Source organism: Synergistota bacterium (genome assembly GCA_021159885.1).
Lineage (GTDB): Bacteria > Synergistota > GBS-1 > GBS-1 > GBS-1 > AUK310.
On record JAGHDO010000010.1, the window covers coordinates 14,186 to 31,570 of the forward strand.

At 44.9% G+C, this 17,385-nt stretch carries 19 protein-coding genes; 1 reads left to right on the forward strand and 18 read right to left on the reverse strand.

All coding sequences use genetic code 11. From position 1 onward, the window contains the following. Nucleotides 1–3: 3 nt before the first annotated feature. The 3 genes from J7M13_00665 to J7M13_00675 all read right to left on the reverse strand — a co-directional run bounded on the left by J7M13_00665 (nt 4) and on the right by J7M13_00675 (nt 2,884). Nucleotides 4–813, reverse strand: coding sequence for a carbohydrate ABC transporter permease (locus J7M13_00665; protein MCD6362505.1), 810 nt, complete (start codon nt 811–813; stop codon nt 4–6). After that, the gene (locus J7M13_00670) at nt 810–1,601 is read right to left on the reverse strand and encodes a sugar ABC transporter permease (protein ID MCD6362506.1); all 792 of its coding nucleotides are present in this window, start codon (nt 1,599–1,601) and stop codon (nt 810–812) included. The genes J7M13_00665 and J7M13_00670 overlap by 4 nt, the downstream gene beginning before the upstream one ends. Before the next feature lie 143 nt (nt 1,602–1,744). Continuing rightward, nucleotides 1,745–2,884, reverse strand: coding sequence for a carbohydrate ABC transporter substrate-binding protein (locus tag J7M13_00675; GenBank protein ID MCD6362507.1), 1,140 nt, complete (start codon nt 2,882–2,884; stop codon nt 1,745–1,747). 304 nt (nt 2,885–3,188) lie between these two features. Between J7M13_00675 and J7M13_00680 the strand changes: the two genes are divergently transcribed. Then, the gene (locus J7M13_00680; GenBank protein MCD6362508.1) at nt 3,189–3,914 is read left to right on the forward strand and encodes a globin-coupled sensor protein; all 726 of its coding nucleotides are present in this window, start codon (nt 3,189–3,191) and stop codon (nt 3,912–3,914) included. Here J7M13_00680 and J7M13_00685 read toward each other — a convergent pair. The 15 genes from J7M13_00685 to J7M13_00755 form a co-directional block, all read right to left on the reverse strand. Continuing rightward, a complete protein-coding gene (locus J7M13_00685; GenBank protein ID MCD6362509.1) occupies nt 3,885–4,463 on the reverse strand; it encodes a fumarate hydratase C-terminal domain-containing protein in 579 nt (192 codons plus the stop codon). The genes J7M13_00680 and J7M13_00685 overlap by 30 nt on opposite strands. A 16-nt stretch (nt 4,464–4,479) precedes the next feature. Further along, nucleotides 4,480–5,355 (reverse strand): fumarate hydratase, encoded by an 876-nt coding sequence (locus J7M13_00690; protein ID MCD6362510.1) that lies wholly within the window; start codon nt 5,353–5,355, stop codon nt 4,480–4,482. A 19-nt stretch (nt 5,356–5,374) separates the two neighbouring features. Beyond that, nucleotides 5,375–6,079, reverse strand: a complete 705-nt coding sequence (locus J7M13_00695) for an ABC transporter ATP-binding protein (GenBank protein ID MCD6362511.1) — start codon at nt 6,077–6,079, stop codon at nt 5,375–5,377. Further along, nucleotides 6,057–6,797, reverse strand: coding sequence for an ABC transporter ATP-binding protein (locus J7M13_00700; protein MCD6362512.1), 741 nt, complete (start codon nt 6,795–6,797; stop codon nt 6,057–6,059). Before J7M13_00700 ends, J7M13_00695 begins: the two co-directional genes overlap by 23 nt. A 3-nt stretch (nt 6,798–6,800) precedes the next feature. Beyond that, on the reverse strand, nt 6,801–7,736 hold the full coding sequence (locus J7M13_00705; protein MCD6362513.1) for a branched-chain amino acid ABC transporter permease: 936 nt from the start codon (nt 7,734–7,736) through the stop codon (nt 6,801–6,803). Beyond that, nucleotides 7,730–8,590: a branched-chain amino acid ABC transporter permease gene (locus tag J7M13_00710; GenBank protein MCD6362514.1), complete on the reverse strand. Its 861-nt coding sequence runs from the start codon at nt 8,588–8,590 to the stop codon at nt 7,730–7,732. Before J7M13_00710 ends, J7M13_00705 begins: the two co-directional genes overlap by 7 nt. 86 nt (nt 8,591–8,676) lie before the next feature. After that, nucleotides 8,677–9,924, reverse strand: a complete 1,248-nt coding sequence (locus J7M13_00715) for an ABC transporter substrate-binding protein (protein MCD6362515.1) — start codon at nt 9,922–9,924, stop codon at nt 8,677–8,679. A 60-nt stretch (nt 9,925–9,984) separates the two neighbouring features. Beyond that, a complete protein-coding gene (locus J7M13_00720; GenBank protein MCD6362516.1) occupies nt 9,985–10,914 on the reverse strand; it encodes a pyruvate ferredoxin oxidoreductase in 930 nt (309 codons plus the stop codon). Nucleotides 10,915–10,927: 13 nt separating this feature from the next. Beyond that, complete coding sequence (gene porA, locus J7M13_00725) at nt 10,928–12,100, reverse strand: pyruvate ferredoxin oxidoreductase (protein ID MCD6362517.1); 1,173 nt, start codon at nt 12,098–12,100, stop codon at nt 10,928–10,930. Beyond that, entirely contained in the window at nt 12,093–12,389 is a 297-nt protein-coding gene (locus tag J7M13_00730; protein MCD6362518.1) for a 4Fe-4S binding protein, read from the reverse strand. The genes porA and J7M13_00730 overlap by 8 nt, the downstream gene beginning before the upstream one ends. Then, complete coding sequence (locus J7M13_00735) at nt 12,386–12,958, reverse strand: 2-oxoacid:acceptor oxidoreductase family protein (protein ID MCD6362519.1); 573 nt, start codon at nt 12,956–12,958, stop codon at nt 12,386–12,388. The genes J7M13_00730 and J7M13_00735 overlap by 4 nt, the downstream gene beginning before the upstream one ends. Before the next feature lie 75 nt (nt 12,959–13,033). Beyond that, nucleotides 13,034–13,666, reverse strand: coding sequence for a histidine phosphatase family protein (locus J7M13_00740; GenBank protein MCD6362520.1), 633 nt, complete (start codon nt 13,664–13,666; stop codon nt 13,034–13,036). A gap of 40 nt (nt 13,667–13,706) precedes the next feature. Next, nucleotides 13,707–15,017, reverse strand: a complete 1,311-nt coding sequence (gene larA, locus J7M13_00745) for a nickel-dependent lactate racemase (protein MCD6362521.1) — start codon at nt 15,015–15,017, stop codon at nt 13,707–13,709. Between the two features lie 17 nt (nt 15,018–15,034). Further along, nucleotides 15,035–15,604, reverse strand: coding sequence for a YIP1 family protein (locus tag J7M13_00750; GenBank protein ID MCD6362522.1), 570 nt, complete (start codon nt 15,602–15,604; stop codon nt 15,035–15,037). Between the two features lie 104 nt (nt 15,605–15,708). After that, nucleotides 15,709–17,367 (reverse strand): L-lactate permease, encoded by a 1,659-nt coding sequence (locus tag J7M13_00755; GenBank protein MCD6362523.1) that lies wholly within the window; start codon nt 17,365–17,367, stop codon nt 15,709–15,711. Nucleotides 17,368–17,385: the final 18 nt, after the last annotated feature.

A 17,385-nucleotide genomic window follows, 5' to 3' on the forward strand; every position in this document is an offset into this window, starting at 1 on the left:
AAATCACTTAAGAGATATGCCCCACATGGAGACCAGGTATCTCCTCGCAAAATAAATGAAAATTAAAGCCGGAACCGCCATTATAAACCCCGCTGTAAACTTAAAGTAGTCTGGCGAATCCATCGCAGTACTTAGTATGTGGGCAGGAAGCGTTCTATTCTGAAGCGAGAGAATAGCAGCCACGAAAACCTCGTTCCACGACATTATAAAGGCAAATATGGCCGAAGCTGCCAGCCCCGGAAGAGCGAGAGGAAGGGTTATCTTAAAAAACGCCTTCGCTCTTGATAACCCAAAAATCATAGCCGCTTCTTCAAATTCCACATCCACGCCAGCAAATATAGAGCTCGTTATAAGAATAACGAAGGGGAGTACCATAGTTGTGTGAGCCAAGGCTATTCCCAAAACGGTGTCGCTTATGCCCAACCGCATAAAGATCACCAAAAGCGGTATCGCAAGTATCATCAGAGGAAACATCCTTGTTGATAAGACCATTAGTTTGAGACTATCCTTACCCCTGAACCTGTATCTCGCAAGGGCATAGCCCGCAGGAATCCCCAGCATAAAACTCAATATTATGGTAACCCCCGCTACGAGCAAGCTTACCATCGTAGCATGCCCCGCACCAAGCGTGAAAAATAGCTTGTAAAAGTGAGAAACGGTAAAATGCCTTGGTATTATAAGACGAGGATTATAGTAATCCTCAGAGACGGCAAAAGCTGAAAGAGTTATAAGAACAACGGGGATGAGAAACCACAACCCTATGAGAATTGAGACGGCGAAAACAACGGCTTTCTTAAGCTTCTTTGCCTTCATGATTCGCTCAGCTCCTTGGCTCCCTTCAGGAACGTTAAGTAAAACCAGCTTATTATAACGGAAATGATCGCTATTATAACACCATAAACCGCAGCGACATTATAGTCCTGTAGCTCTGTTTGCTGATAAAACGTTTCTCCCGCGAGTATAGGTATATCCCTTCCAGCGAGAAGCCAGACCACGCCAAAGATTTGAAAGGCAAAAAGGGTCCTCAAAAGAAGCGCGGATTGCAAGCTCGTCTTAAGCAGGGGAAGCGTTATATAGAAAAACTTTTGCAATCTGCTGAAGCCGAAAACATCTGCCGCCTCGAAGTACTCCTTTCCTATCATCTGTAATCCGGCGAGCAGGATAACGAACACCAGAGGGGTAGCCCTCCAAACCTCAGTGAGAACTATTATCCAAAACTCCCGCGATTTAACGTTGAAGCCAAAGAAATATATAGGTTCGTGTATTAGGCCCAGGTTTAAAAGCACCTTATTTAGATACCCTTGCGGAGAAAAAATGTTATAGCTCATTAGAGCAGCAGAAACATCGCTTAAAGCAAGAGGAATGGTTATAAGGTATATAACTATCATATATCCTCTAAACTTAGAATTCACAAATAAGGCCAAAAGCAAAGCGAGAAGAACCTGAAGTGGAATAATAACACCAGTTAAAAGCAAGGTGTTTTTGAGCGCTTCCCAAAACATGGGATCTGAGAAAACCGAATGCCAGTTTGCAAGGGTTAAACCAGCGCCTCCCTCACTCGTGAATGTCAAGATGAGAGCTTGAACAAGAGGATATGCCATAAAGACCGCAAGGTACACCAACGTGGGAAGAAACAAAAGGTAGGGAACAAGCAAGATAAACCACCTCTCAAATTAAATAGGGAGGGAGCTTTTATTAGTCCCATAAAAAGCTCCCTCCCTTGGGTTTACCAGAAAAGAGATCTTTACTGGATAGGTGCACCAGCCTCCTTAAACAGCTTTTGCAGATATTTTCCTGCACGAGCTATCTCCTTTTTTATGTCCATCTTTTGAAGCACAACTCTTCTGAACACCTCTCTGTAAGTATTGGTAAACTTTCCTCCAAGCTTTCCAAGATTTGGTATCATGGCAACTATGGAATCCGGTGCAGACGACTGAGCAACTACTCCCTGTGCCAGAACCTTAAGAGCTCCAGCAGGAATCGCTCCAGCAGCTTCCTTAACCGTCGGGAAAAATCCTACATTCTGAAGAACGCTAATCTGTATATCGGGTCTGGTAAGATATTCGATAAGTTTATATGCTTCCTCCTTAGCAGGAGCTCCCTTAGGAACGGCAAGTCCAACCGCAACTATAATATACCCTCTACCGGCAGGCCCCTTTGGAACGGGGATAACATCAAATTTCTCCGGAGACTGAACGATAGCAGGCTTAATCCTCGCGGTATGATCCCAAGCAAGCCATACCTCACCCTTAGACAGTGGTTCGCTCATAGCAGCCCAAGTTGAACTTGCTGGTTGAGTATACTTGATGAGCTTTCTCATATATTCCCACGCTTTCACACTACCAGGGGAGTTGAACTTCTTAGCCTGATAGCCGGTGAATGAAGGAAGAAGATATCCGTGAAGGAACCTGTGGAATAGTCCCTTTGGAGCCATGGGAAGGCCAAATTTGGGAGAACCGGTCTTTTCCTTTAAATTCTTAGCCCAAGCGAGAAGAGCGTCATAGGTCCACTTCTTCGTTGGCTTCTTTATATCATCTACCGTGAGTCCTTTAGGTAGATATTTATAAGCCTCCTTGTTAACAACCATAACATAGGTAGCTTGCATCCAAGGCACATAAACCTTCTTACCCTTTATTACGGAATACTTCTCGAGGGTTGGTATAAAAGTTCTATTGGGAAGAGATATATCTTTTATCTCCTGGAGCAGTCCCCTCGATGCCATGACATCCAACCCCCCATGGAGATCCCCAACAAGAGAGAGCGTTACCTTCCCGCTCTTTTGCTCGGCAATCATTCTTGAAAGCATCTCATTATAAGTCAAAGCAACGAACTCAACGTCGATACCTGTCTCAGCCTTAAAAGCCTTAAGAAGCTTTCCTATCATAAATTCCCTCTCTTCAGCAGGATGAAGCTGGGTTGAGCCAAAGAAAAGCTTTGGAGCTGAAAGCGCACCTGTGGAAAGAACGAAGACCGTTACCAGAGCCAGTGATATCACTAATAGCTTTCTCACCTTGAAAATCCCTCCTTTCTAAAATAAAGCTTTAGCTTATTCGGTAAAATTATAACTAATATCTTGAAGGCTGTCAAACACAACGATTATTGAAGTATCCCACTCTTGACACCGAATTAAGTTTCAAATATGATTTTGAGTATCAAAAAGGAGGCTCAAGAAGAAGGGAGGCTAACCCATGCGCGAAGAGGAAAGAATAGCGCAGAAAAAGGAATTTACTATGATCACGGAAGAGGAAGAGAAAGCATTAAGAGAGATAGCAAATATACTTGAAAAGAAAGTCTCCGACTTTGCCGATAAGATCTACTATCATCTCTCAAGAGCAGAAGAAAGAAGAAAGCATGCACTTGGCACATCAAAAGCAGAGGAATGGAGGTTCGCCTTGAGAGAATACTTAACGAGCTTAATCAAAGATAACATAGATGCCCGCTATCTTGAGAAGAGAGTGACCCTCGGCAAAAAAAACTACAAAACCGGTGTGGCGCTCGAACATTTCATAGGAATATATAATCCACTCATCAAGCCATTGCTTGAAGCCGTATTCGATGCATATAAAGAGGAAAAAGATAAAGCTATTTTAACATTTAGCGGACTTATGAAAAGAATAAATCTCGATGTTCAAATAGTCATAGAAACCTACATGAGCTTGGTAGGAGAAAGCGTCGCTGAAGCCAACAATGATCTTAAGACGGTGGTCAAAACCATATCTAAGATAGCAGGGCAAACTAAGCTCCTTGCCCTCAACGCTGCGATAGAAGCCGCTCGTGCCGGGACTGCTGGAAAGACCTTCGCCGTGGTAGCCCAAGAAATAGGCAAACTCGCCTCTTCTTCAGCAAGAGCTGCCGAAGAGGCAGACGAAATGATAAGAAAACACTTAGAGAATTTCGTCAAGGGGTGGAGTTAACTCAGCAACATTGTCATATATGCTATCACCATGAGTATCCATAGCCACTATAAGGGGACCAAAATTCCTAACGCGAAGCTTCCAAACCGCTTCAGCCATACCAAGATCATACCATTCTACTCCCTCAACCTTTTCAACCGCTGAAGCAGCTAAAACAGCGCATCCTCCAGGAAAGGCAAGATAAACACAGCTATTCTCCATCATAGCCTCAAGTACCATTTTATCCATTCCACCCTTTCCTATTATTCCCCTAATCCCAAAGCTACGAATAAACTCGGGCTCAATGCGATTTAAACGGGCGCTCGTCGTTGGACCCGCAACGACGAGTCGCCATTCCCCTTCCTCCTCCTTAACTATGGGGCCACAATGGTAGATGACTGCCCCTTCAAGATCCAGAGGAAGAGGCTTACCCTGAGCTTTGTACTCCATTGCTCTTTGATGAGCTCTATCCCGGAAGGTGTATATTAGCCCTGAAAGATAGACTATATCCCCTATCTCAAGCTTCTTAACATCCTCAGCAACCAACGGAGTTTCAAGCCGATATTCCAAAGGATATCACCCCCAATTATATAAAGTCGATTACGCCATCTTTGGTTACTCTCAAGGAAGCCCTTCTCGAAGCCCAACACTGGAATCTTACCGCTACCGGAAGGCTTGCAGTATGAGTATAAGCACTTTCTATGTGAAGAGCCAGCGCGGTTATTTTGCCACCAAGTCCCATGGTGCCTATCCCGAGAGAGTTAACTTTCTCAAGTAGCTCCCGCTCGAGATCTGCGATAAACGGATCGGAATTATGGCTTCCGACCTTCCTCAGGGAAGCCAAATCAGCGAGTTTCATAGCGAGAGGTGCGGTTCCACCTATTCCAACTCCTATTATCGTGGGAGGGCAAGGCTTCCCACCAGCGCGAATAACCGTCTCTAAAATGAACGATTTTACACCTCCTAATCCTTCTACCGGGGGAAGCTCAGCAAGAACGCTCATATTCTCAGATCCCGCCCCTTTGGGTACTACCGTTATTAGCATCTGGTCATCTCCCGGAACTATATTCCAGCTTATATAGGGTATGGATAATCCTACATTATCGCCTGGGTTAGAGCGTGTGAGAGGGTCAACCGCATTAGGACGCAGGGGAATTTCATCAGTGCTTTCTCGAACGGCATCTTTTAAAACCTCTTCAAGATTGATATCTCTTAAGGGGAACTCCGTGCCAACATCAACGTAGAATATCATTATCCCTGTATCCTGACATATGGGCTTTTTCTCTCTTTCAGCAAGTTTTATATTGTCAAGCATCGCTTTAAGCTGGATTCTCGCAAGCTCTGAATCTTCACTCTCATAAGCCCTCTTAAGAGCATGTTTTACATCCTCCGGTAGCTGAACTACCGCCTTGAAGATTAACTTTTTCACCGCTTCCTTTAAAACTTCTTCCCTCAAGGTCATACCATCTCCCTTCAGATTACTAAAGCCCAAGATAGGCTTTTCTAACCATATCACTCTTAAGAAGCTCCTCACCCGTGCCTGATAGAACTATCTTCCCTGTTTGAAGGACATAACCCCGGTCTGATATGCTCAAAGCTTCCTCGACCATCTGCTCGACCAAAAGAACGGTCTTTCCTGCTTTCTTTATCTCACTTACCACTCCCATGACTCTCTCAACGAGCTTGGGCATCAATCCCAAAGACATTTCGTCTATCATTATGAGCTTGGGATCAGACATCAATCCTCTACCTATAGCGAGCATCTGCTGTTCTCCACCACTTAAGGTCTCTGCTTTCTGATTCAATCTTTCCTTAAGATGAGGGAAAAGTTCGAGAACCTGATCAAAGAGCTCCCTAACCTTAGTTTCATCCTCTATGTAATAGGCACCAAGAAGTAAGTTTTCTCTCACCGAAAGCTTTGAAAATAGCCTTCTCCCCTCCGGCACATAAGATATCCCTCGTTTAACAACCTCAAAAGCAGGAAGCGATGTTATATCCTCCCCCAGAAAGGCTATCTTCCCGCTAACCGGAGTAATCAAGCCAGCTATAGCTCTAAGCAGAGTTGTTTTACCTGCTCCGTTTGCGCCAACTATGGATACAACCTCTCCTTCTTTAACGTTAAAGGAGACCCCGTGAACGACGGGGACATCATCATAAGCTATCTTAAGATCTCTTACGTCGAGCATGATACCTCTCCCCCAGATAAGCCTTTATAACTTTCTCATCATTAACGACCTTCTCAGGCACATCATCAGCGATCTTCTCCCCCCCATCCAAGACGACAACCCTGTCCGCTATAGGCATTATCGCTTCCATGATATGCTCAACAACGAGAAGCGTTATTCCCCTATCCCTTATCTTAAGGAGAAGCTCTACCGCCTCCTTGACCTCCGTGGAGGTTAGCCCAGCCATTACCTCATCGAGCATCAGGAGTCTTGGACGAGTTGCCAAAGCTCTCGCAAGCTCGAGCCTTTTCTTATCAGCTATAGTAAGGCTTCCCGCAGGCTTATGCATGATTTCCCTCATGCCACAGAGCTCGATAACTTCCTCTGCGATTTTTCGAGCCTTAATAGCGCTCGGCTCCCTCAGAAAAGCCCCGACCATAACATTATCCAGAACGCTCATCTCCTTAAGAGGCTTAACTATCTGAAATGTCCTAACCGCTCCCCTCCTTGCTATCTCGTGAGGGGGTAAGCCGGTTATATCCTCTCCGAGGAAATAGACCCTACCTGAAAGGGGTTTATAATAACCCGTTATACAATTAAACAATGTAGTTTTGCCAGCCCCATTGGGACCTATAAGCCCAAGGACCTCTCCCTCATTCACCTTAAAGGAGACATCCTTATTAGCCACAAGCTCCCCGAACTTCATTGTGAGATTCGAAACTTCCAGGATGATACCCATCCCCTACGCCCTCCTTCTAAGAGAGAAAAACATTCCAACTACACCCCTCGGTTGACTCGTTGAAACGAGCATTATAAGCAACCCAAATATTATCAAATCAACGCCTTTACCTGTTCCACCTATAAGAGCACGCGTGTACTCCGATAGAGGAACGAGAATAGCGGCTCCCACGAGAGGTCCCCAAAGATGACCAGCTCCTCCAAGTACTGCTACGAGAACTATCATTATAGAAACATCGAGAGACATAACCGTAGCGGGCTCTATCCTGAGAATATATTGAGCATAAAAGGTTCCGCACAGAGCGGTCAGAAAAGCAGATATCATCATAGCAAAGAGCTTATATTTCGTGGAGTTCACACCTATAGCCTCTGCAGCTTCCTGACTTTCCTTTATAGCCTTAAGGTAATATCCAAAACGCATTTTCTCAAGCTTCCTAACGAGAAGAAAAACGAATAGAAAGAAAGCAAGCATCACATAAATATAAGGAAGCTTATTCTTGTAAAACATGAAGTTATAAAAGCCCTCTTTAAGAACGGGAAGGTCTATTCCTATAGCCCCTTCAACGTAATCCCATACTTTAAAAAGTTCGCTAAATATCTCCACAATAGCAAAAGTGGCTATAGCAAAGTAATGTCCTCTAAGCTTAAATGTTGGATAAGATATCACGGTTGCAACCGCTACCGCTATCAGTCCTCCGATTATAGCTCCGATCCAAGGTGTTAGTGAGAAATCCCTTAGCAAAACTGTGGAGGTATAGGCACCGATACCAAAGAAAACCGCATGTCCAAAGGAAACCTGTCCTGCATATCCGCCTATTATATTCCACGCCTGAGCCAGTGTGGCATAAAGAAGCGTCATTATCAAAACATGGTGGAAGAAAACGCTCTTTATGATCAGTGGTAGAACCGCCAGAACTCCAGCAATTATAAATATTACCATCCGAATAACCCCCTCGGCCTTATAAGAACGACCAGAAGGTAAATCGCAAAAACTATGACATATTTAAACACAGGGGCTATAAAGAAGCCTCCAAGAGCCTCAGCCAAACCTATCAGTATCCCTGCCCAGAAGGCACCGCCGATAGAACCAAATCCTCCCAACGCAACGGTAACAAAAGCTATTAAGGAAAAGAGTATACCTACTTCGGGAAAAACATAATAAAAGCTTGAAAGCATTCCCCCAGCTACCCCAACGCAAGCTCCTCCTATCCCAAAGGTCAGTGCAAATATCCATTCCGTATTTATTCCCATAAGCTGAGCAGCTTCTCTATCAAGAGCGGTGGCCTGAATGGCCCAACCAAGTTTAGTCCTTCTCATTAGGAAATAGATAAACAGTGTCACCGCTATCGAAGCTATGCCGGCAACAAGCTGCGGTCCCCCTATCGAGACTCCCCCTAAGACCATTCTAAGATCTCCAAGAATGGTTTTATTCAAAAACCTATAGTTAGGTCCCCAAAGGAAAAGCGCTACATTTCTCAAAAATATGCTCAATCCAAAGGTAGCAAGGAGAGAAGCTAGCGCGGGAGCACCTACCACTTTCCTTATAACGAGTTTGTACACTACTAACCCCAGCAAGAAGGCAAACGCAGTAGCAAATATCCACGAAAAAAGAGGATCTATTTTCCAGAGAAAGCCAAACCAAAAACATACATACATAGATAGCATTAAAAATTCACCATGTGCGAAGTTTAGAACATCCATAACACCATAGATGAGATTCAACCCAACGGCAACGAGGGAATAAACCAATCCCATAAGAAGACCACTGACCACTACCTGAAGATAAAGTATCACAAGGATCCCTCCTTACCGAAAGCATAATAAAGGGGAGGGCCCCTCCAAAAAGAACCCTCCCCTTACCGTCAAGTGCATCGTCCCTTTTACTTCCTCTTCCCCCATGCAGGCATAGGATAAACAAGCTTAGCCGACGCAAGATTCTCTGGATAGACGGTAACATACTTACCGTTCTGAATCTGTTGAATAACTGTCTCAGCGTATATATTCTGACCACCAGGTCCAAACTTAACCTTCCCCGCTATAGCGAGAGGCATAGGAAACTCGGTCTTAGCGAGAACCGCTCTGATTTTATCACCATCCGTAGAACCAGCAAGGTTTATAGCCTGAGCGAGAACGAGAACCGCATGAGTAATCTCAAGCGTTGGACCATCATAGTCCCCCTTAGCCAGCTTCTTGAACATCTCATTTACCTTGGCAAGCAGGGGCATCTTCGGAAGCAAGTCTTTAGCAAAGCTCTGGCTTCCACACCAGTAGTCTGCATCCTTTCCCACGTTTTTTATAAAGCTGGGATCCTGAAAGCCTCCACAATATGAAAGGGATATTGGCGGTGCATAATCAAGCTGTTTACACGTCTTAACGAAAAGAGTAAAATCTCCTATCAAGGACGCCACAAGAATCGCATCGGGATTAGCAGCCTTAAGCTTTTGAACTTCAGCATTCAGATTCGTAGATCCAAAAGTGTAAGGAACATCAGCTACAACTTTAAATCCCATCTTCTTAGCTGCTTTCTTAGCCTCAAGAGCAGCGTGTTTACCGAACTCCGTATTTTCGTAGAATACACCTATAGTCTTTATAGGCTTGCCCGTCTTCCTAGAAAGCCACTTCAGGAACTTGAGAAAACCAACGGAATCGGTAGCATCAGTTGGAGCTATACGGAAGAAGTACTTCAACCCTCTCTCCGTCAGGGCCGCAGAACTGGAGGCACCACATACAAAGGGAATCTTATATCTCTCCGCCACAAAGGAGGCTGGCTTCGAAACCGCACTCTGATAGGCACCAACAAGAGCTATTACTTTCTCCTGAGTTATAAGCCTTTCTGCTTCTGCCTTTCCAACATCCGGCTTAGCCTGGCTATCGGCAAATACGACCTTTATCTTTGCACCACCGAGATTTGGAAGTCCCGCAGTCTCAGCAAGCGGTATACCCTTAAGCTCCGGATGAGCCTCGTTTATTATCTTTAACGCTACTTCAACTGCATATTTACAGCGTAATCCCGTGCTCGCTATGGGTCCGGTTAATGGATAAATAGCGCCTATTTTAATCGTTTTCGCTACAGCAACTCCAGTCAACGCAACGCACAAAATCAACGCTGCTACAATGATTTTCCTCACGCGCCCATCCCCCCCTTAAAAAGTTTATAGAAATATGCTACATTTTAATTATAGCATAAATTATGTCTTTTCACCACACATCCTTAGTACATATTCCCACTGTCTATCTACATCTTTTTGAATCTCATCTATTATATGGCGATTTTCTGGCTTAAACAGGTGGCGGAACCTTCCCTGAACCTTCAAAAACTCCTCTATAGGTTTTTTCTGTCTCGGCTTATAGGAGAGCTTCCACTCATCGTCTATGACCTCAAATACGGGCCAGAAGCAGGTATCAACAGCAAGCTTGCATACTTTAATCATCTCGGATGGACTTATTCTCCAAAATCTAACGCAGGGAGCAAGGACATTTATAAAGGAAGGACCAGGCGTTTCTATCGCCTTACGAACCTTGTTGACCAAATCAAGCGGGTTATGCAAGGTCGTCTGAGCAACATATGGAATGTGATGTCCTGCCACGATGGCAGTTAAATCCTTTCTCCACTGGGGTTTTCCGGGAATAACTTTACCTGCGGGAGCAGTGGTAGTATTAGCCCCTTTGGGAGTTCCACCGGATCTCTGAGCGCCGGTATTCATATAACCTTCGTTGTTATAGCATATATACAGAAAATCATGTCCCCTTTCAAGGGCTCCTGAGAGAGCCTGCAGACCTATATCGTATGTTCCACCGTCTCCACCAAAGGCGATAAACTTTACCTCTTTGTCTATTTTACCTTTCTTCCTCAAAGCCTTATACGCCGCTTCCACGCCAGCTATTGTCGCAGCAGCATTTTCAAAAGCGTTATGAATCCATGGTACCCTCCAAGCGGTATACGGGTAGATGGTCGTGGAAACCTCGAGACAACCAGTGGCACATGAAACGACAACGGGCTCATCTACCGCGAGCATGACCAGCCTCGCGGTCAAGGCAGCACCACAACCCGGACATAACCTGTGCCCATAGGAAAGCCTCTCCTCTCTTTTTAAGAGATCCTTTATCGTCAAGGCCATCTAAAACACCCCCTTATTCCCTGACTCCAAGATACTTCTCTTCCTTGGATATTCTGCCGCTTATGAGATCCTCAAATACGCTCCTTATAAGCGTGGGCGTAGTATCTCTTCCGCCAAGTCCATATATGTATGAAGCAAGCTTCGGCCTCGACTGAGCCTCATACAGGGCGGACTTTATCTCGCAAAAGAGCGGAGCCTCAGCTCCAGTGGAATAAGCTCTGTCCAAGACCGCTACGGCTTTCCTACCATCAAGCACACGCGCTATCTCCTCACCGGGGAAGGGGCGGAAAAGCCTTACCTTAAGCATACCAACCTTCTTACCCTCTTTTCTCATTTCCTTAACGACGTGCTTTGTAGTTCCCGCAGTTGAGGACATAACGACTATAACGTATTCCGCATCGTCTAAGTAGAATCCTTCTATCTTAGGGTATTTCCTGCCAGTGAGCTTTGAAAGTTCATTAGCAACTTCATCGTAAACCCGCGGGACATTTTTCATCGCCTCAAATTGCTGACGCTTATGCTCAAAGTAGTAATCGAAAAGATCGAGAGGACCGTATGTGATCGGATGATCAGTATCAAGGAGAGGATACCAGGGCTTATACTCACCGATGAAGTTTTTAACCTGCTCATCATCGAGGAGCTCAACAACTTCAACGCCGTGAGAAATTATAAACCCATCCTGACAGACCATAACGGGCAGACGAACATCCATATGCTCGGCAAGCCTTAAGGCCAAGAACATATGGTCGTAAACCTCCTGAGCGGTCTCGCTATATATCTGAACCCAGCCGGAATCCCTCTCTGCCATAGTATCAGCATGATCACAGTGTATATTTATCGGAGCAGAAAGAGCCCTATTAACCACACACATAACTATGGGAAGTCTCAGGGAGGAAGCTATGTAGACTATCTCATGCATCAATGCTAAACCATTAGCAGAGGTAGCGGTCATGACTCTACACCCTGCTGCAGCAGCTCCAACACACGCAGACATGGCAGAATGCTCGCTTTCAACCGTAACAACTTCAGTATCAACAAGCCCATCAGCAACGAACTGAGCAAACGTCATCATTATCTCAGTCTGTGGAGTTATGGGATAAGCCGCAACTACATCAGGGTTTATCTGTCTCATAGCTTCAGCAACCGCAGCGTTTCCAGTTATAGCAACCCTTTTCACCCTACTCACCTCCCTCAAAGAGAGACTCCGGCTTCATCTCTATGGCTTTCTTCGGGCATATAGAAGCACAGATCCCGCACCCTTTGCAATAGTCATAGCTTATTCCTACCATCTTTTCATTCTCAACGAGTATGGAGCCATCCGGGCAATGAAGCCAGCACAGATGGCAATGGATACACTTAGACTCGTCCCAGACAGGTCTTACGCTTCTCCACGTGCCAGTTTTGTAAAGAGCAGCATTCCCCGCATCTAATATCAAACCCGCAGGCGGTATATCCTTCCATCCTTTTAAACTCATTCCCCTCGCACCTCCTCATATCCACGGCGCATAGCCCTCAGGTTAGCTTCTATTTTCTCCTGGGTTAACTTAACGGCAAACTTGGATCTGAAATGCTCCTCAAACTTCTCAAGAGGAACCTCACCGATTATCTTAGCTAAAGCTCCAAGCATAGGCGTATTCGGCGTGTTTATCCCTATTTCCTCGAGGGCTATCTTCGTGGCATCAACGGTATAAACTTTTTGCGTCTTTAACCCCAGTTTTTCCTTTACCTCAGCAGGAGCGTGTGGAGTGTTGACGATGAGCGCTCCGTCTTCCTTAAGTCCCTCGGTAACGTTAACCGCGGTAAGCAGGGTAGGATCGATAACAACGACCATATCAGGATGCTCAACCTGACAGTGAAGCAGTATTTCCTCCTTACTTAAGCGATCAAAAGCCTTCATAGGAGCCCCAGACCTCTCAGCTCCATACTCCGGGAAAGCTTGAATATGATATCCTTCCTCAAAGAACACCTCCGCTAATATCTGGGCTCCTGTTTTCGCACCCTGACCTCCTCTACCGTGCCAGCGTATCTCAACGAGCCCCTCCAAAACCTTCACCTCCCTCTCGTTAAGGCAAATAAACCTTACCTATTATACACCCTTTAGTGAAACTTTTCCAATCATTTAAACTTCCTCAACAACAAAGTCGGTCAGATGTTTCGTCTCGTTTAAAAGGATCAGAGTAAAGCCTCTTTCCCCTCTATACTCGACGATGCTATAAGAAGCGGTATCAAAGTGAAATTTCCAAAAATATGGCTTTTTCACTTCAAACATAGCAGCAAAAAGGGGTTTTAAAACCGCCCTATGACTAACTATAGCTATGATTTCACCTTCATGTTGAGGAAGAATCCTCAACAATCCCTTATATGCCCTTTCCTTCACATCATCTACTCTTTCCGCTCCTGGCAGGGAAAGGTCCTCAGGAACGGTTATCCATGTCTTCCATTCCTTTGGATATTCTCTTTCTATATCAGCTTTGGGTCTTCCCTCCCACGAGCCAAGCGAGATATTAGTGAAGCTCTCATCGACAATGGGACTCAAACCATGAGGTTCTGCTATTATCTGAGCAGTCCTTAACGCCCGTGAAAGAGGACTCGAATAAACGGCACTCAACCCGAACTTCCTTAACTCCTCTCTAAGCGCCTCAGCTTGTTTTACCCCGTTCTCATTGAGGGGGAAATCTCTCCTACCTCTGAAAAGCCCCACTCTATTCCCTTCACACTCGCCGTGCCTTATGAAGATTATCTTGGTTTTCAAAACATCACCTCCTAAGGAAAATTTTGAGACATCGTTAAAATTATTTTATAATATCTTCCTTCAAAAAGGGAAGGAGCTTATGCCCCTCTGGAATCACGTAAGTCGAAGGATGAGAGCCAAGTATTGCTTTAGCCTTTTCTATCCCCTCCTCAACGCTTCGTATGGGTTCCATTCCCGCCTCTCTAACTTTCTCATCTGGAAGACTTGTTAGCAGAAATATGCGGAATTTCTCAGCCATCAGTGCTGTATGAAATGCCATATGCCCTCCAATGGTATAGTTAGCTCGCAGAGCCTCCTCCCTTTCTTTATTATCACGGTAATCTATGAACATGTGATAGAAATCATCATTCCCCATTCCTTCTCTGCTTTCGGAAACCAAAATTATGACTCCTCCTTCCTTTGTCGCTCTCTCAGCGTTATAAAGCGTCTTATAGGTCTGATACAGATTTATGTCCTCAGGATAACCCCCACACGAAACTATAGTGAGGTCTGCTAATTCGCTTATCTCAACGCTATTGTATTCATTGCAAAACTTAGCCCCCTCTTCATGGGCAGTTATATAATTGCCAGCCACTATATAAGCTATCTTCCCATGGGGACTAACAACGCTATTCACGAGAAAACAGGGATTCACGAAGCTTGCAACCTCCACGGAGTCCTCGCTAACTCTATTACCCCTCATGACGCCAGCTCTCACAGTCGGATCAAGGCCTTTTCCCGGAACGGGATGAAGCGCAAGACTGTGATTTTTCATTATAGAGTCCCGCGAGCAAACTCCGGGCATAATTGCCTTCTTACCTCCTCCAAAGCCATCAAGGAAGTGATGAACTATACCACCAGTCAGAACGACTTTATCAGCTTCAACAACCATCTTGTTAATCTCAGCGGGTGTGCCATATGTAGTTTTGCCAAGATAGATGTTCTCTTCTTTATCTCTCGCATGGTGATTGTATATTCTTCCCTGAAGAAACTCGTAAGACTCCTCCCCCAGAAGCCTCTTAAATTCCTCCCCTGTATGATCTCTGTGATCACCATTAGCGCATATAGCAAATATATTCTGCTGTTTAACGCCAGCAGCTTTAAGCTCCTCAAGGATAAAGGGCATAAATACATGATGCCTGACCCACAATCTCGTCATATCGCTGAATATTATGCACACCCTATCTTTAGGCTTAACGAGCTCCCTTAAAGGAGCAGAATCAATAGGTTTTTTCAGAGCCTTCTTAACCAGCTCCTTTTCATCCTCCACCTCTGGCATTTCCTTAGTCCTAAGAACCTCTATTATATCCGCATCATCGTAATCAAATTCGACAAAACCATCACCCATAGCGAGCCTGAATCCCTTCTTCATCCGAGAGAAACACCTCCTTAGCCTAAAATTGGAATGGATAAGGAAACCCAACCGAAAGCCCTTCCAAGAAGAGACATAGCCATTGTGATAGCTATAAACGAGAAAATCACGGCGAAAATCGATCTTAAAAACGAAAGCCCATAAAGCTTCGAAACACATAACCCATACAGATAGAACATCCACAAAACGGAGATCACATAAACCATTGCAAATCTTGAAGAAACTATGTTCACATTATGCTTTAAGCATACGAATGCCATCGTAAAGAGAAAAATCAGCATGGGAAGCCTTGAAGCTCCTAAGCCATAAAGTAAATTTATAAAACTCGCTCTCCTAAAGCCAGAAAGCGTCTCTGAAATTTTATGAACCACTACAGAAAAGAATGTCCAACCCGCGATAGAGATTAATATCGAAAAGAGGACGAAGCTATAAGAAACCTCACCGTGGATATAAAAAACGGTAAGGGGATTTATAAGACCTGTTAAGGCTACTATAATAGCCGGACCTACTAAATCCTTCCTTTCTATAGAGGACTCCCTCAAACTCTCGAAAAAGAATTCTGGTTCGAATATTAACCTTTTAATCATATTCTCACAACTCCCATCCATAGACAGTTTTCTGCCCTGCAACTTTGCCAAAGTTGCAGGGCAGAGAGGAATAAAACCTTACATCTCTTTCGAACAGACCCCGATTAGAAAAGATTCGGCATAAGCAGTATAAACAGCGTTCCGAGCAATCCAGCTGCCACCGAGTATATTATGCAGGGTATAAGATTACGTCTTATTATAGCTCCTTCCCTCCCTATAATTCCAACGGTAGCAGCAACGGCAACGACGTTATGAACGCATATCATATTACCCACGGCTCCACCTACAACCTGCTCCGCAAGAATGATAGTGCGAGGGATATGAAGGATGGTCGCAGTTTCAAACTGAAAGCCGGAAAACATTATGTCCGATACCGTATTACTGCCTGCCATGTAGGCTCCCAGAACTCCGACAAATGGAGCAACAAGAGAGTAAGCCTTACCTGTTATGCTCGCTATTCCCTTAGCCATCATTATGAGCATGGAATCTATATGAGCAGGGTTGTTCCCAGAAAGGATCATGACCTGAGATAAAGATATCGCAAAGCCAAGCGCAACCGCAACGGGAACCATTTTGGAAGAGGTTATTCCCCATGCTTTTCTTATCTGTTCACCTTTCATCTTGAAGAAAAGGTGACTCAACAAGACTATCACCACGAAATAAAGCCCTGGGTTATTCGCCACCTTCATCACAAAGCTTGTATTCGTACCAAGAATATGACTCCACTTTATAACCCAGTTTTTCGTAACGAGAGCCTTAAGGAAGGGAACCGTTCTCGTTAAAACGAGCGTAAGGGCTATGAGAATGTAAGGAAGAAACGCGGTAAATGTCCCAAATTTGGGCTTAATCTTAGCTTCTTCTTTAACGAGCTCCCTGTGGACCTCATCTTCTTCTTTAAACTCATATGGCTTAGAGAAGCTGAACTTCCCAGATTTAAGAAGCCACGTAAATATACCGAGTCCTACCAGAGAACCAAGAAGTGAAGGAAGCTCAGACCCTATGAAAATGGCTATAAGCACATAAGGAACCGTGAAAACCAAGCCAGCCATAAGGGCTTGGGGAATAGCCTCTCTGAAATCCTTCTTCGTCCCTTTAGTCCACTTAATCAGGTAGTAAAGAGCAAGCAGGGGAAGGAACGTTCCTATAATGGCGTGGATTATACCAGTCCATCCCCCTACCATTCTGTTCACCCAATAGGTATAATCCAAGCCTGCAGCAGATAGCGCCTGTTGAACGCTGGGCACGTTTAGCGTCCAGCCAACACCACCCCAAACCGGTATACCAACGCATCCAAATGAAACGGGTGTAGAGTCATAAATCAAAACGAGTGGAGCAGCAACCATAGCTGGAAAACCTATCCCTACAAGAAGAGGGCCTACTATGGCACCCGGTGTACCGAAGCCGGCAGCTCCCTCAAAGAAAGTAACGAGCAACCATCCCAAGCTTGCTTGAACTCTTCTATCCCTACTTAAACCCATTATAGCGTTGGTAACCATCGATATCGCTCCACTTTCAAGCATATCGTAGTAGAGAAGAACTGCTCCAAATACTATAAGAAGTATCTTCAAGGCAGTTAGCATACCCTTAATCGTAGCACTGGCTATCCATACGCCCGGCATCTTCCAGAAAACCGCAGCTAAAACTATCGCCACGAACCAACCTATCGGCATAGCCTTGGCAGCAGGCATATCGTAAACCACCATGAGGATCAGAACCACGAGTATCGGTACGAACGCTATAAGAGCACCCTCAGCCAAACCCAACCTTGATTACCCCCTTTC

Bases quoted from the DNA above. Each gene is read 5' to 3' on its own strand.
- J7M13_00690 (MCD6362510.1), bottom strand. From the start codon at position 5,355: ATGACCTTGAGGGAAGAAGTTTTAAAGGAAGCGGTGAAAAAGTTAATC.
- J7M13_00695 (MCD6362511.1), bottom strand. From the start codon at position 6,079: ATGCTCGACGTAAGAGATCTTAAGATAGCTTATGATGATGTCCCCGTC.
- J7M13_00730 (MCD6362518.1), bottom strand. From the start codon at position 12,389: ATGAGTTTAAAAGGATGGAAGGATATACCGCCTGCGGGTTTGATATTA.
- J7M13_00665 (MCD6362505.1), bottom strand. From the start codon at position 813: ATGAAGGCAAAGAAGCTTAAGAAAGCCGTTGTTTTCGCCGTCTCAATT.
- J7M13_00750 (MCD6362522.1), bottom strand. From the start codon at position 15,604: ATGATTAAAAGGTTAATATTCGAACCAGAATTCTTTTTCGAGAGTTTG.
- J7M13_00675 (MCD6362507.1), bottom strand. From the start codon at position 2,884: ATGATAGGAAAGCTTCTTAAGGCTTTTAAGGCTGAGACAGGTATCGAC.
- J7M13_00670 (MCD6362506.1), bottom strand. From the start codon at position 1,601: ATGGCATATCCTCTTGTTCAAGCTCTCATCTTGACATTCACGAGTGAG.
- J7M13_00705 (MCD6362513.1), bottom strand. From the start codon at position 7,736: ATGGTAATATTTATAATTGCTGGAGTTCTGGCGGTTCTACCACTGATC.
- J7M13_00680 (MCD6362508.1), top strand. From the start codon at position 3,189: ATGCGCGAAGAGGAAAGAATAGCGCAGAAAAAGGAATTTACTATGATC.
- J7M13_00700 (MCD6362512.1), bottom strand. From the start codon at position 6,797: ATGGGTATCATCCTGGAAGTTTCGAATCTCACAATGAAGTTCGGGGAG.
- larA (MCD6362521.1), bottom strand. From the start codon at position 15,017: ATGAAGAAGGGATTCAGGCTCGCTATGGGTGATGGTTTTGTCGAATTT.
- J7M13_00720 (MCD6362516.1), bottom strand. From the start codon at position 10,914: ATGGCCTTGACGATAAAGGATCTCTTAAAAAGAGAGGAGAGGCTTTCC.